This window comes from Shimia fortis (assembly GCF_040225985.1).
In the GTDB taxonomy this organism is placed as follows: Bacteria; Pseudomonadota; Alphaproteobacteria; order Rhodobacterales; family Rhodobacteraceae; genus Shimia.
Genome location: NZ_JBBPEU010000002.1, coordinates 555,088 through 568,003, shown reverse-complemented (window position 1 = coordinate 568,003; position 12,916 = coordinate 555,088). Strand labels below are relative to the sequence as shown.

The window sequence follows — 12,916 nt, the reverse complement described above, 5'->3', positions numbered from 1 at the left end:
GGCGATTACCAGAGCCAAGCAGCCTACTGGTCCTGCGTGCGCAAGAATTCCATGACGGCCGGGCGCACCGATTGATCGCCACGTTCGCGGGCCTCAACGATCACCTGTCGCAGGGCGGTCAGGTTGGTGCGCCGGATCAGGCTTTTGACCGGCCCGATCGACGCCGGGCGCATCGACAAGCTGCGCAACCCCATCGCCGCCAGACAGATCGCCTCGATCGGGCGGCCCGCGTCTTCGCCGCAGAAACTCAGCGGTGTTCTGGTGCTGTTACAGCGGTTCACAATGCCTTCAAGGAAGGTCAGGAAGCTGATATTCAAGGTGTCATACCGGCGGCGCACGCGTTCATTTTCGCGATCTGCGGCAAAGAAGAACTGCTTGAGGTCATTGCCGCCAATCGACAGGAACCCGACCTCTTCAAAGAATTTCTGCGGTGCAAACCCAAGCGAGGGCGTTTCCAGCATCGCGCCCAACTCCAGCGTTTCGGGCAAGGGATGGCCCAGAACGCGTTCGCGTTCCTTGGCTTTCTCCATTTCCGCCACGGCGCGGGTGTATTCTTCGTATTGCGCGACAAAGGGGAACATGACCGACAGGGGGCGCCCGTTGGCCCCACGCAGCAGCGCCTGCAACTGCATCCGCATCACGCCAGGCTTGTCCAGCCCGACCCGTATCGCCCGCCAACCAAGCGCCGGGTTCGGTTCGTCCTCGGGCGTCATGTAAGGCAGCACTTTGTCCGATCCGATATCCAGCGTGCGGAACACGACCCGCTTGCCTTTGGCCGCGTCCATGACCCGCGCATAAAGCGCCGACAGTTCAGACCGTTTGGGCATCTGATTGCGCACGAGAAACTGCAACTCGGTCCGGAACAGTCCGACCCCTTCCGCGCCAGAATTTTCAAGGCTGGGCAAGTCGGCCATCAGGCCCGCATTCATGTGCAGCGAAATGGTGATCCCGTCGCGCGAAGTCGCGCTCTTGTCGCGGATCGAGGCATAGCGTTCCTGCGCCTGTGCCTGCATGGCGATCTTGTCGCGGAAGGCTGTCACGACCGTTTCATCCGGGCGCAGGTGGACAATCCCCTGATCCCCGTCAACCATGATATGATCGCCGTTCAGGGCCTCGGTGGTGATCCGGTCGGCATGGATCACCAGAGGAATAGCCAGCGCCCGCGCCACGATTGCGGCGTGCGATCCGACCGAACCTTCTTCGAGAATGATCCCCTTGAGGCCCCGCCCGTATTCCAGCAGTTCGGCCGGTCCGATATTGCGGGCGATCAGGATCGGGTCCGTCGGCATTTCCGCACCGGTTTCGTGGCCTTGTCCGGTCAGGATGCGCAGCAGACGATTGGACAGGTCGTCCAGATCATGCAGCCGTTCCCGCAGGTAGGCATCAGTTACCTGTTCCATACGGGCGCGTGCGGTGCTTTGTTCCTTTTCCACGGCAGCTTCCGCAGACAGGCCCTGTGCGATGTCCTGTTCCATGCGCCGCATCCAGCCTTTGGAATTGGCAAACATCCGGTAGGCCTCGAGGACCTTCAGCTGTTCCTTGTCGCCGCCCGCGGCCCCGTCCAGCATCTTGTCTACGCCGACACGCAATTGATCCACAGCCTCGGTCAGGCGTTTCAGTTCGACATCCGGATCATCGGCCACAAGGTTGGTCACCACCACGCGGGGTTCATGCAGCCAGACGTGGCCCTCGGCGGCGCCTTCCTGCGCGCTGGACCCTCGGAACAGTACCGACTGGTGATGCCGCGCCTGCATGGCCGCGTTGTCACCGACAAAGGCGCCAAGTTCGGTCATTTCGGCCAGCACCATTGCCACCACTTCGAGGGCATAGGTCTCGTCTGCCGAGAAATTCCGCGCCTCTTTCGACTGGACAACCAGAACCCCCAGCTTTTCGCCGAGACGCTGGATCGGGATGCCACAGAACGAAGAATAAATCTCTTCGCCCGTTTCCGGCATATAGCGGAACCCGCGTTCCGACGGAGCATCGGCGGTGTTCACGATCTGCGAGGTGCGGGCGACCCGCCCCACGAGACCTTCGCCAATGCGCAGGCGTGTCTGGTGGACCGACGCGGCCTTGAGACCCTCGGTCGCACAAAGTTCAAGCGTGTCCTCATCGCGGAACAGGTAGATCGAACAGACCTCGGTCCCCATCGACGATGCGATCAGATGGGTGATGCGGTCCAGCCGCGCCTGACCGGCCGAGTCATCGGCCAGCGTGTCGCGCAGGCGACCGAGCAGTTTGCGGCTTTCGAATTGCGTGTCCTGCACCATGTTTCGGGGCATCCTCAAAATTCTTCGGACTTGGAATAGACCACAGTCCGGTCAAAATCAAAACTGTATTGTTGCACACCTCTGGATTGAGTCGCGAAAAGTCTCTCAAAAATAACGCGAGTGGTGCTGAATATACGACATTTTGTGTCGCAAAGGCGACGTTGCGCCTGCGCCGCGTCGATTATCCGGACAGGTCAACACGAAGCTTCATGTCTCTCCAGACGCTGGCGTAGGGAAGGGGAGTAAGAAAGGTCCGGTGTCCGCAAAAAAAGTGCCCGAAATATGGGCATCGGTCACGCCATCCCCGGTGATGATGGCAGGGCGGCCTGTGTCCGCCGCCCCCGCCGGCAACATATCAGGCGGATTTTTCCAGTTCGAACGCGTCGTGGAGGGCCTGCACCGCCAGTTCCATGTATTTACGGTCGATCAGGACCGAGATCTTGATCTCGGAGGTGGTGATCACCTTGATGTTGATGCCTTCGTCTGACAGTACCTTGAACATCTTGGCAGCCACACCTGACTGCGAGCGCATGCCGATGCCAACCACCGACACCTTGGCGACTTCCATCTCGGTGTCGAGCTCGGCAAAGTTCAACCCGCCCGAAGTTTTCAACTCGTCCAGCGCTTTCTCGGCGCGGCCCACCTGATCGGTCGGCAGCGAGAAGGTCATGTCGGTGCGCCCCTCTTCCGAGATGTTCTGCACGATCATGTCGACATTTACGCCCGCATCCGACAGGCATCCAAAGATGATTGAGGCAATGCCCGGACGGTCAGCGACCGAAATGAGGGTCATCTTGGCTTCGTCGCGGCTGAAGGCGACACCGGCAACAACATTGGATTCCATGATTTCCTCCTCATCGCAAACGAGCGTGCCTGCCTCGTCGGATTGTTCTTCGAAAGAGCTGAGCACCCGAAGGCGCACCTTGTAGCGCATCGCCAGTTCGACCGAGCGCGTTTGCAGAACCTTGGCCCCGAGAGAGGCCAGTTCCAGCATCTCTTCAAAGGCGATCTTGTCCAGTTTGCGCGCCTTTTCCGAGACGCGCGGGTCGGTGGTATAGACGCCGTCCACATCTGTGTAGATGTCACAGCGTTCCGCGCCAAAGGCGGCTGCAAAGGCCACGGCGGTGGTGTCCGACCCCCCCCGGCCAAGCGTGGTGATACGGCCTTCGGGGCTGATCCCCTGAAACCCGGCCACCACGGCAACGCGCATGCCTTCGCCGAATTTCTCCATGATATTGTCGGTCGGGATCTCTTCGATCCGCGCCGAAGCATGGGACGAGGTCGTCTTGACCGGAACCTGCCAGCCCTGCCAGCTGCGCGCCGGCACGTCCATTTCTTGCAATGTCAGTGCCATCAGACCGGCGGTGACATTCTCGCCTGACGAAACCACTGCGTCGTATTCGCGGGCATCGAACAGCGGCGAGGTTTCATTTACCCAGCCGACCAACTCATTGGTCTTGCCCGACATGGCAGACACAATGACGATCACGTCATAGCCCTTGGCCACTTCGACGCCAATCCGTTTGGCAGCGCGCTTGATCCGGTCCAGGTTGGCGACCGATGTGCCGCCGAATTTCATCACGAGAACGGGCATGGATTTTCCCTTGGCCTTTGATTGACAGGCGGTTTACGCGGATGCGGCGCGACTGGCAAGCGGGCTTGGCGCGAAAGCAGCCTCGGGGACACGAAATGTCGCGGTTGTCCCACCTGCTGCAAAAGCGGGTCCTGCATGGCGGGGCCTGGCGCCTGGCCCCTGACTTTTTCTTGCTGCAATTCCCTATGCCCCGCGCTGCGCGGCCCGGCCCGAAAGGGGGCGTGGGCGTCAGGCTGCGCTGCCGGGCGGGAGGGCTAGAACGGGTGCGTGCGCCCGTCCCAGGTTTTGAAACATCCGGTCGAGGCCATATCCAGTTCTGCAAACCGCGCGACCAATCCGTCGGCGCTGGAGTCGACGGTGATTTCGGCGGCGTCCGTGCCCATGTCGGTCTGCACCCAGCCGGGATGATAGATGCCGACCGCGATGCCGATATGGGCTAGATCCGTGGCGAGGTTGCGCCCCAGATTAAGCACGGCCGCCTTGGAAGCGCGATAGATGTAAGACCCGCCCGGCGCCCGTTCCTGTGACGCCATTTGCGACGAGATAATCGCGATCTTCGGGGCTTTGGCCATTTGCAGGTTTGGCAACAGCGCCTGGATCGTCATGAAAACACCAGTCACATTGGTGGCCATCGTCTCAGCCCACATCTCGGCCGGATACCCGTCCGCAAGGCTCTGGTGTTTGTCAAGATAGACGCCGGCATTGCAAATCAAAAGATCCACGGCGCGGCTGTCCAGCGCATGGGCCAGTGCGGTGTGGTCTTCGGGGCGGGTCACATCCAGCGCCAAGAACTCTCCGCCCGCACGGGCGGTGCCAGTGACCTCATGCCCCGCACTGCGATAGCGGGCATCCAGCGCCTGTCCGATGCCACGGTTTGCACCTGTAATGACCACATGCATGGGACTTGTCCATATTTCGGGGGATCAGTTCGATTTGCGTCCGGGGCGGAAGGGCAGGGGCGAGACGGGAATGCCATCGTCGATCAAGGCCTTGGCCTCGTCGAGTTTCGCCTCGCCATAGATCGCGCGCTCCGGGGCGTCGCCGACATGCATGGCGCGCGCCTCGCGGGCAAAGTTTTCGCCCACATAATCGGAATGTGCTTCAACCTGTTTCCTGAGTTCGGCGACGGCCTTCTCCAACTCGGAATTCGGCGCGCTCAGCGCTGCCGGAACAGGTTGATCGGTCTGGGGTGCAGGCATTTTGGCGGCGCTGCGGGCTGGGCGCACGCGCGGCGCCATGATTGCCTTTTCCACATGCGTATCACCGCAAACCGAACAGACAATCATGCCTGCGGCTTTCAACTTGTCATAGGCTTCGCCGGACTGGAACCAGCTGTCAAAGCGGTGGTCATTGGCGCATTTCAACGTGTACTGAATCATGTGGCTATGAACATCAGAAGGTTTCGGGTCAGTCCACCAAAGATAGGTCTGTCGCCCCTTCCGATCAAGCGTGATCGCCTATCGCAGGTGGCGGGCGTCGAAATTGCGCAGCAGATAGGCAAGTTCCGGTTCTCGCACTTTCAGCGCCGCTTTCTTGGGGCTGAACCATTTGCGACGGCGCTGCCCTTCCTCGGGGAATTTGGCCGACAACTTCCGCGCCTGCACGGGGTAGACGATAGTCATCACAGGCATCGGCATGACGCCGCCGCGGGTTTTGATCTTCTTGCTGTAAGAAAAAGAGCCGATCGCGATGTCATGGGTGATACCTTTGACGCCGGCTTCCTCCCAGGCCTCGCGCGCGGCGGCCTGTGCAGGGGTCAGCCCAGACATCGGCCAGCCTTTCGGGATGATCCAGCGGCGGGTCTTGCGGCTTGTGATCAGCAGGATCTGGGTCTTGCCGTTCTGGATGCGATAAACCAGCGCCCCGAATTGCGTGCGCAAATCGGTCTTGCGTGCGCTCTGCATCATGATGGGGCGTGGTTTCATGATGTGCAAGGTCATCCGCCTCTCCGGCCTGCTTTGGGCTGTCGTGATTGCCCGCTGCCCCAGACCATAGGCAAGCGCGCCGCCAGCGCAAATGGATTCTGCCCAGAACCCCCAAAATGTGGTGTATCGTAACGCAGAGACCGCAGGATGAGCGGGCAATGGCGCGTTATTTCAGCTCGACCTCGACAAAGGCCATCGGTGCGGTGCCCGCATTGATGACATTGTGCTCGGTGCCCTTGACCCGTTGATAGGCCGTGCCGGCTGGCACCAGCGTGTCACTGACCGTGCCATCCGGCAATTCGATGCGTAGGTGGCACTCGGTCACCGTGGTGATGACGTAATCAAAGGGATGCACATGCCATCCGGTGTCTTCGCCCGGCTGGAAATCAAACCGCGTGACACGGACGCGGTCATCCTCAAGCAGCTGCGTCGCCTGACAGTTACACATGGCGCATCTCCCTTTCGGTTCTGAACCCGTCCAGACTGTCGAAATTTGGCAGAAGCGCAAGGGCCAGCGCGCCGAATTTCGCAGGCGCGGCACCAAAACGTTTGTGCGGCCCGCATGGGAAACGTGATCTGTGCTTGACGCAGGCCAGCGATCCTGTTTGCCATCGTGTTTGAACGGTTCAACACACGAGGCGCCTTATGAAAGCTGCGGTTCTGACATCCTATGACACCCCCCTGAGCGTCGAAGAGGTGCCCGCGCCGGAGTGTCCGCAAGATGGCGTAGTGGTGGCGGTGCGCGCCTGTGGGGTCTGTCGGTCGGATCACCACGCCTGGAAAGGGGCCGATCCGGATGTCGTGTTGCCGCATGTCATGGGGCACGAGTTTGCCGGTGAGGTGATTGAGGTTGGCCCCGAGTGTCGTGGTTTCAAGGTGGGGGACAGGGTGACGGCGCCCTTTATCCTTGGTTGCGGACATTGCCCTGATTGCCGGGCCGGCGAGGCCACGATCTGCAACAGCCAGCAGGTGATCGGGTTTACGTTCTGGGGCGCCTTTGCCGAGGCCGTCGCCATTCCACATGCTGATTTCAACCTTGTCGCACTGCCCGAGCCTCTGAGCTTTGAAGAGGCCGCGGGCATGGGGTGTCGCGTCACGACAGCGTGGCGCGCGCTGACCGATCGCGCGGCGCTGCGCCCCGGAGAATGGGTCGTGGTGCATGGGGCAGGGGGTGTGGGTCTCTCGGCCGTGATGATCGCGGCCGCGCTGGGCGCGCGGGTGCTGGCCGTGGATATCAGCGATGCTGCCCTTGTGCAGGCCCGCGCGATGGGTGCCAACGCCACGCTGAACGCATCCGGTCTGGACCATGTGGGCGACGCGGTGCGCGACATCACCGGCGGCGGCGCGCATGTGTCGGTGGATGCGCTGGGCATTACGGCCACCTTCGGGAACTCGCTGCGGTCTTTGCGCAAGCTCGGGCGGCACGTACAGGTGGGGATGCCTGTCGGGACTCATGCTATGGTCGACCTTCCACTGCTCGACCTTGTCTATGGGCGCCAGTTGACCGTTTTGGGAATGCGCGGGCTGGGGGCGACCGGATTTCCGGCGTTGTTCGACATGATCTCGGCCGGGCGGCTTGACCTGAGCACGCTGGTGACCCGCACCATCCCTCTCTCGCAGGCGGGCGCGGCCTTGCGTGAAATGGACGGGGCGCAGCCCGCCGGTGTCACCGTTATCAACCGGATGGAAGCCTGATGCCGGAATATACACTGTATTACTGGCCGATCCCGTTCAGAGGGCATCTGGTACGCTATGTGTTGGCCTATGTCGGGGCGACATGGCAGGAGCCGCCGATCGAGGACCTTGTGGACCTAAAGGTTGCGCCGCTGTCGGAACAGCCCGTGCCGTTCATGGCGCCTCCGATCCTGCACGACCACGGGGCAGATCTCTGGGTGGCGCAGGCCCCTGCGGTGCTGGCCTATCTGGGCCAGAAATACGCCCTGATCCCGCAAGACCCGCAAAAGGCGGCCCTGACGCTAAAACTGCTGGGCGATAGTATCGACGTGCTTGAGGGGATCACCCGCGCCTGTGGTGCGCAAATGTGGGACAAACCCAGCTGGGCGGATTTCGCGGCGCATCGCCTGCCGCGCTGGATGGCGATCTACGAGGAAACCGCCCGGCGTTATCAGGCGAAGGGCACGGATACCCTGCTCGGCACCGAAGCGCCGGGGCTGGCCGATCTGGTGTCTGCAGCGTTATGGTTCACGATGACGGACAAACTGCCCCAACTGGCCCCGCTTTTGAAACTCCACGCCCCTCGGGTCGCCGAACAGGCCGACCTGATCGCGCACTCTTCGCAGATTGCCGCCATGCGCGCCGCGTTCGAGCGGGACGACATGGGCACCTATTGCAGTGGCCAGATCGAAGCCTCTTTGAAAGAGGTTCTGGCCGACTGGACCCCGGACAAAGCATAACCAACGGAGACCCGAGACATGAGCCTATTTGACGAAGACCTGTTCCTGAAGGGGTTGGAACAGCGAAAGGGAACCCTCGGCGCGGAATACGTGGAAAAGAACCTCGCCGCGGCGGATGAGCTCACCCGCCCGTTTCAAGAGGCCATGACCGCCTGGTGCTGGGGGTTCGGCTGGGGCGATGACGTGATCGACGCCAAGACCCGATCGATGATGAACCTCGCCATGATCGGCGCGCTGGGCAAGATGCACGAATGGGAAATCCACTGCAAAGGGGCGTTGAACAACGGTGTCACCAAGGAAGAGATCCGCGCCATAATCCATGTGGTTGGCATTTATTGTGGCGTTCCGCAGTCGCTGGAATGCTTCCGCGTGGCCCGCAAGGTTCTGGAAGAGCGCGGGATGCTCTGACCTTACACCGAGACGTCGTTTCCAAGGGGCCGCTTCCGCAGCGGCCTTTTTTGTGCGGGCGGGGTTGGGATTTGATGGGTCTGATGGGAAATCATGGGCTCGCTGGGAATTTATGGGACGTTTTGTGCGGAAAGGCGCCGAATCACGGGGGAGAGAGGGAGACTCCCCTTGAAATCCGACCAGAACTCCCAGGTTGATGACCGGATTGTCGCAAAAAATCACTCTTCAGGTGCCACCTCTGGGATTTCGGGGGAATTTTTTTGGCGCGCCAATGGCTACTATATGTCGGTGCGATGTCGGTTTGAATTCCAACATGTTGGGTATTGATCCCGCTATTTACCCACTTTATCTTGTTTTTCAGAAGGTGATTAAACAACATATTGTTGGATTTCCCAAAAAATTCTGTTGCTTCCCATGAATTCCCATGTCATTCCTAATTCACACGATGAGGACGGGAAAGACTAAAGGGGCAACAAAGACCCCACAGAAAATCCCAAGTCAGGTTTCATACAGGCCCCGCTTTCATCGAACCAAGAGATCCGGCGCGCGGGCGAGCAGACATCCCCCCAGGTGGCGCGCGCAGCTGGACACCCCGCACAGTCGGGACGAGGGCGGCGGTTTGATCAGTGGCAGCAGATCAAACCGCCGTTTCCCGTCTGAGGGGATCTGAAACAGACAAGGGGACAGGTAAGAAGGACCGGGCTGGCAGTGGCACGCAGGTTCAGAGGCGAAAGCGACCACAAGGTCGATACGAAGGGCAGGGTGTCCATCCCCGCCTCCTTTCGTCGTGTGATCCAGGACTGCGACCCCGAGTGGACCGAGGGTTTGCCGCCACGTCTGATCCTTGTTTATGGCGGGGCGACCCGCGATTATATCGAAGGCTTTACCATCGAAGCGATGGACGAGGTTGACGAGAAAATTTCCAAATTCCCCCGCGGTTCGGCCAAGCGTAAAGCGATGGAACGCCTCTATTCGGCGCAATCGGTCGAAATCGTCGTGGATGACACGGGCCGGATCGTTCTACCGGCCAAGCTTCGTGAAAAGATCGGCCTGGACGGTATGGCGCGCTTTGTCGCCTCGGGCGACACGTTCGAGATCTGGCAACCCGAAGCCTATGACGCCTCGATTGAGGCGCTTGACGAAGACGGGTTCGACCCGGACGCCGACCCCTCGATCTATCTAGACGGGGATCTGGATTAAGATGGCCGCAGATCAGCCTCATATCCCGGTGCTGATTGATGCCATCCTGAAAACCTGCGCACCAATCAAGGGCACATGGCTGGACGGCACTTTCGGGGCGGGCGGCTATACCCGTGCGCTGCTGGATGCAGGTGCGGACGAGGTGATTGGCGTCGACCGTGATCCGCTGGCCTTCAAAATGGCCGAAGGCTGGGTCGGAGAGTATGGCAACCGCATCCGCATGGTGCAAGGCGTGTTTTCCCGCATGGACGAATTCGCCGAGGATCTGGACGGGGTGGTTCTGGATCTCGGGGTCAGTTCGATGCAGTTGGACCTTGCCGAGCGCGGGTTCTCTTTCCTCCGCGACGGGCCGCTGGACATGCGCATGTCGCAGGACGGGATGAGCGCGGCCGACATCGTCAACACCGCGACCGAAGCCGAGATTGCCGATATCCTGTTTCATTATGGCGAGGAACGCGCCAGCCGCCGTATCGCCAAGGCCATCCTGCGCAAGCGCAGCGAGGCCCCGATTACGACCACGCTGGAACTGGCAGGCCTGATAGAGGATTGTCTGCCGCGCCCCAAACCAGGCCAATCACATCCGGCGACCCGCAGCTTTCAGGCGTTGCGGATTGCGGTGAATGATGAATATGGCGAACTATTCCGGGGTTTGCAGGCGGCGGAACGTGCCTTGAAGCCGGGCGGCCTTTTGGCCGTGGTCACGTTTCATTCGATCGAGGACCGCATGGTCAAGCGGTTCATGCAGGCCCGCGCGGGCAAGACGGGCAACGTCAACCGCTATGCACCCGAGATCGCACAGGAAAAACCCGCATTCGAACTGATCACCCGCAAGGCGGTCGGACCGGAAGAGGACGAACTGGCGCTTAATCCGCGCTCCCGATCAGCCAAGCTGCGTGTCGCGCGGCGCACCGATGCGCCTGCGGGGGAAATTGAAGGGAAACAATTGGGTATGCCGATGGCCGGGGGGCGGCGCTGATGCGTAGTATTGTTCTGTTGATGACGGCGATTGTTGTGATCGGGCTGGCGGTCTGGGCTTACCGCGAAAACTATCGGACCCAGAACATGATTTCGGAAACGGCCGATTTGCAGCGCCAGATCGGAGCCGCGCATGAACGTCTGTCGGTGCTGCGTGCCGAATGGGCCTATCTGAACCGGCCCGACCGTCTGCGCGATCTGGCCGAGCTGAATTTCGATCGGTTGCAACTTTTGCCGCTGCGCCCCGACCAGTTTGGCAAGGTCGACCAGGTGGCTTTTCCGCCGCGCCAGACCGAGTTTGACCTGAACGAGATTGTCGACGTGGCCAATACGGAGGCGCGCCCATGATCCGCACGCCCCTGCGTCCCTTGGCCCGCATCCTGCCCGCCCGCGACTCGGGACAGAATCCCGACGTGATCGAGCGCGAGAATATTCGCCGCCGGCACGAAGAAATGCGGGATAAGGCCCGCGCCCGCGCCGAAAGCCGCTTGTTTTTCATGGCGGTGGTGTTCCTTGGCCTGTTCGTAACTGTAGGCGCGCGCATGGCGTTGTTGGCGGTGTCTGAACCCATGGAACCCCGCGCCGCAACCAGCGGATCGTCGATTACGGCCCAGCGTGCCGACATCGTGGACCGTCGTGGCCGGATCCTTGCCACCAACCTTGAAACCCATTCCCTTTATGCGCAGCCGCCGCTGATGATCGACAAGGAACGCGTCGCCAAGGAACTGGCCACGATTTTCCCCGATCTGGACGAGGAACGTCTGGTCAAGGATTTCACGGGCAAGCGCAAGTTCCTGTGGGTCAAGAAGAAAATCAGCCCCGAGCAGCGTCAGGCCGTGCATGATATCGGCGATCCGGGCTTGTTGTTCGGCCCGCGCGATATGCGGCTTTATCCCAATGGCCGCCTTGCCGCGCATGTTCTGGGTGGAGCAAGTTTTGGCAAGGAAGATGTACATGCGGCCGAGCTGATCGGGGTGGCCGGGGTCGAAAAGTATTTCGACGACGTGCTGCGCGATCCGGCCAATGGCGGCAAGGCACTGACCCTGTCGCTGGACCTGACCGTTCAGGATGCCACGGAGCGCGTGCTTTATGGCGGCATGAAGCTGCTCAACGCCAAGGGCGCTGCGGCTGTTCTAATGGATGTGCACACCGGCGAAATCCTCGCCCTTGCCAGCCTGCCGGATTTCGATCCGAACGACCGTCCGCGCCCGCCGACCAAGGGCAATCCGTCGGACAGCCCGTTGTTCAATCGCGCGGTGCAGGGGGTTTACGAGCTGGGCTCGACCTTCAAGATTTTCACGGCGGCACAGGCGATGGATCTTGGCCTGGCCAACCCGTCCACGCTGATCAAGACCGCCGGGCCGCTGCGCTGGGGCAAGTTCAAGATCCGCGATTTTCGCAACTATGGCGCGCAGCTGACCCTGACCAAGGTGATCGTGAAGTCCTCGAATATCGGGACGGCGCGCCTTGCCCAGATCATCGGTGCGAAACGCCAGCAGGATTTCCTGCGCGATCTCGGTTTCTTCGATCCCACACCGGTGGAAATCGTCGAGGCCAAGGGCGGCACGCCGTTGTTGCCCAAGAACTGGTCCGAACTGTCGACCATGACCGTGTCCTATGGCCATGGCTTGTCAAGCAGCCCGATGCATCTGGCCGCCGGCTATGCCGCGATTGCCAATGGCGGCACGCGCGTTGTGCCGACCCTGTTGAAACGTGACACGCCCCAGAAAGGCGCCCGCGTCATGTCGGAAGAGGCAGCCCGCGAGTCGCGCTACATGCTGCGGCAGGTGGTGACGGATGGCACGGCCAGTTTTGGCGAAGTGCCCGGATATGCCGTCGGCGGCAAAACCGGAACGGCAGACAAGCCCAAGGAGCGCGGTGGCGGGTATTACGAGGACAAGGTGATTGCTACCTTCGCCTCGATGTTCCCGGCGCATGATCCGAAATATGTGCTGATTGTCACCCTGGACGAACCTGTCGAGACTTCGGGTGAAAAGCCGCGCCGCACGGCGGGCTGGACGGCGGTGCCTGTTGCGGCGGAAATGATCGAACGGATCGCCCCGCTTCTGGGCCTGCGGCCAGACGTTGAACCCGGACGCCTTGCTGATATAACGCTGACCTCGAACTAAC

The 12,916-nt window shown here is 61.0% G+C and carries 13 protein-coding genes; 7 read left to right on the top strand and 6 right to left on the bottom strand.

All coding sequences use genetic code 11. From position 1 onward, the window contains the following. Positions 1–23: 23 nt before the first annotated feature. The 6 genes from ptsP to WNE31_RS06015 form a co-directional block, all read right to left on the bottom strand. The gene (gene ptsP / locus WNE31_RS06040) at positions 24–2,270 is read right to left on the bottom strand and encodes a phosphoenolpyruvate--protein phosphotransferase (RefSeq protein WP_349978915.1); all 2,247 of its coding nucleotides are present in this window, start codon (positions 2,268–2,270) and stop codon (positions 24–26) included. A 355-nt stretch (positions 2,271–2,625) separates the two neighbouring features. Beyond that, positions 2,626–3,864, bottom strand: coding sequence for an aspartate kinase (locus tag WNE31_RS06035; RefSeq protein ID WP_349978800.1), 1,239 nt, complete (start codon positions 3,862–3,864; stop codon positions 2,626–2,628). A 254-nt stretch (positions 3,865–4,118) separates the two neighbouring features. Continuing rightward, positions 4,119–4,763, bottom strand: a complete 645-nt coding sequence (locus WNE31_RS06030; protein WP_349978799.1) for an SDR family NAD(P)-dependent oxidoreductase — start codon at positions 4,761–4,763, stop codon at positions 4,119–4,121. A gap of 24 nt (positions 4,764–4,787) precedes the next feature. Beyond that, positions 4,788–5,243 carry a DUF1178 family protein gene (locus WNE31_RS06025; protein ID WP_349978798.1) on the bottom strand — a complete coding sequence of 152 codons (456 nt, stop codon included), beginning with the start codon at positions 5,241–5,243 and terminating at the stop codon, positions 4,788–4,790. Between the two features lie 78 nt (positions 5,244–5,321). Next, positions 5,322–5,804: an NUDIX hydrolase gene (locus WNE31_RS06020; protein ID WP_349978797.1), complete on the bottom strand. Its 483-nt coding sequence runs from the start codon at positions 5,802–5,804 to the stop codon at positions 5,322–5,324. A 151-nt stretch (positions 5,805–5,955) separates the two neighbouring features. Continuing rightward, positions 5,956–6,237, bottom strand: a complete 282-nt coding sequence (locus WNE31_RS06015) for a cupin domain-containing protein (RefSeq protein WP_349978796.1) — start codon at positions 6,235–6,237, stop codon at positions 5,956–5,958. Between the two features lie 197 nt (positions 6,238–6,434). Between WNE31_RS06015 and WNE31_RS06010 the strand changes: the two genes are divergently transcribed. The 7 genes from WNE31_RS06010 to WNE31_RS05980 all read left to right on the top strand — a co-directional run bounded on the left by WNE31_RS06010 (position 6,435) and on the right by WNE31_RS05980 (position 12,915). Further along, positions 6,435–7,484, top strand: a complete 1,050-nt coding sequence (locus WNE31_RS06010) for a zinc-dependent alcohol dehydrogenase family protein (RefSeq protein ID WP_349978795.1) — start codon at positions 6,435–6,437, stop codon at positions 7,482–7,484. After that, complete coding sequence (locus WNE31_RS06005; RefSeq protein ID WP_349978794.1) at positions 7,484–8,203, top strand: glutathione S-transferase; 720 nt, start codon at positions 7,484–7,486, stop codon at positions 8,201–8,203. The genes WNE31_RS06010 and WNE31_RS06005 overlap by 1 nt, the downstream gene beginning before the upstream one ends. A gap of 18 nt (positions 8,204–8,221) precedes the next feature. Next, positions 8,222–8,611: a carboxymuconolactone decarboxylase family protein gene (locus tag WNE31_RS06000; protein WP_349978793.1), complete on the top strand. Its 390-nt coding sequence runs from the start codon at positions 8,222–8,224 to the stop codon at positions 8,609–8,611. Positions 8,612–9,319: 708 nt separating this feature from the next. Beyond that, positions 9,320–9,811 (top strand): division/cell wall cluster transcriptional repressor MraZ, encoded by a 492-nt coding sequence (gene mraZ / locus WNE31_RS05995; RefSeq protein ID WP_349978792.1) that lies wholly within the window; start codon positions 9,320–9,322, stop codon positions 9,809–9,811. Between the two features lies 1 nt (position 9,812). Next, complete coding sequence (gene rsmH / locus WNE31_RS05990) at positions 9,813–10,787, top strand: 16S rRNA (cytosine(1402)-N(4))-methyltransferase RsmH (RefSeq protein ID WP_349978791.1); 975 nt, start codon at positions 9,813–9,815, stop codon at positions 10,785–10,787. Next, on the top strand, positions 10,787–11,134 hold the full coding sequence (gene ftsL / locus WNE31_RS05985; protein ID WP_349978790.1) for a cell division protein FtsL: 348 nt from the start codon (positions 10,787–10,789) through the stop codon (positions 11,132–11,134). The genes rsmH and ftsL overlap by 1 nt, the downstream gene beginning before the upstream one ends. Next, entirely contained in the window at positions 11,131–12,915 is a 1,785-nt protein-coding gene (locus WNE31_RS05980; RefSeq protein ID WP_349978789.1) for a peptidoglycan D,D-transpeptidase FtsI family protein, read from the top strand. Before ftsL ends, WNE31_RS05980 begins: the two co-directional genes overlap by 4 nt. Position 12,916: the final 1 nt, after the last annotated feature.

Coding starts and splice junctions, on each gene's coding strand:
- ptsP (WP_349978915.1), bottom strand. CDS start 2,270: ATGGTGCAGGACACGCAATTCGAAAGCCGCAAACTGCTCGGTCGCCTG.
- WNE31_RS06035 (WP_349978800.1), bottom strand. CDS start 3,864: ATGCCCGTTCTCGTGATGAAATTCGGCGGCACATCGGTCGCCAACCTG.
- WNE31_RS06030 (WP_349978799.1), bottom strand. CDS start 4,763: ATGCATGTGGTCATTACAGGTGCAAACCGTGGCATCGGACAGGCGCTG.
- WNE31_RS06025 (WP_349978798.1), bottom strand. CDS start 5,243: ATGATTCAGTACACGTTGAAATGCGCCAATGACCACCGCTTTGACAGC.
- WNE31_RS06020 (WP_349978797.1), bottom strand. CDS start 5,804: ATGACCTTGCACATCATGAAACCACGCCCCATCATGATGCAGAGCGCA.
- WNE31_RS06015 (WP_349978796.1), bottom strand. CDS start 6,237: ATGTGTAACTGTCAGGCGACGCAGCTGCTTGAGGATGACCGCGTCCGT.
- WNE31_RS06010 (WP_349978795.1), top strand. CDS start 6,435: ATGAAAGCTGCGGTTCTGACATCCTATGACACCCCCCTGAGCGTCGAA.
- WNE31_RS06005 (WP_349978794.1), top strand. CDS start 7,484: ATGCCGGAATATACACTGTATTACTGGCCGATCCCGTTCAGAGGGCAT.
- WNE31_RS06000 (WP_349978793.1), top strand. CDS start 8,222: ATGAGCCTATTTGACGAAGACCTGTTCCTGAAGGGGTTGGAACAGCGA.
- rsmH (WP_349978791.1), top strand. CDS start 9,813: ATGGCCGCAGATCAGCCTCATATCCCGGTGCTGATTGATGCCATCCTG.
- ftsL (WP_349978790.1), top strand. CDS start 10,787: ATGCGTAGTATTGTTCTGTTGATGACGGCGATTGTTGTGATCGGGCTG.
- WNE31_RS05980 (WP_349978789.1), top strand. CDS start 11,131: ATGATCCGCACGCCCCTGCGTCCCTTGGCCCGCATCCTGCCCGCCCGC.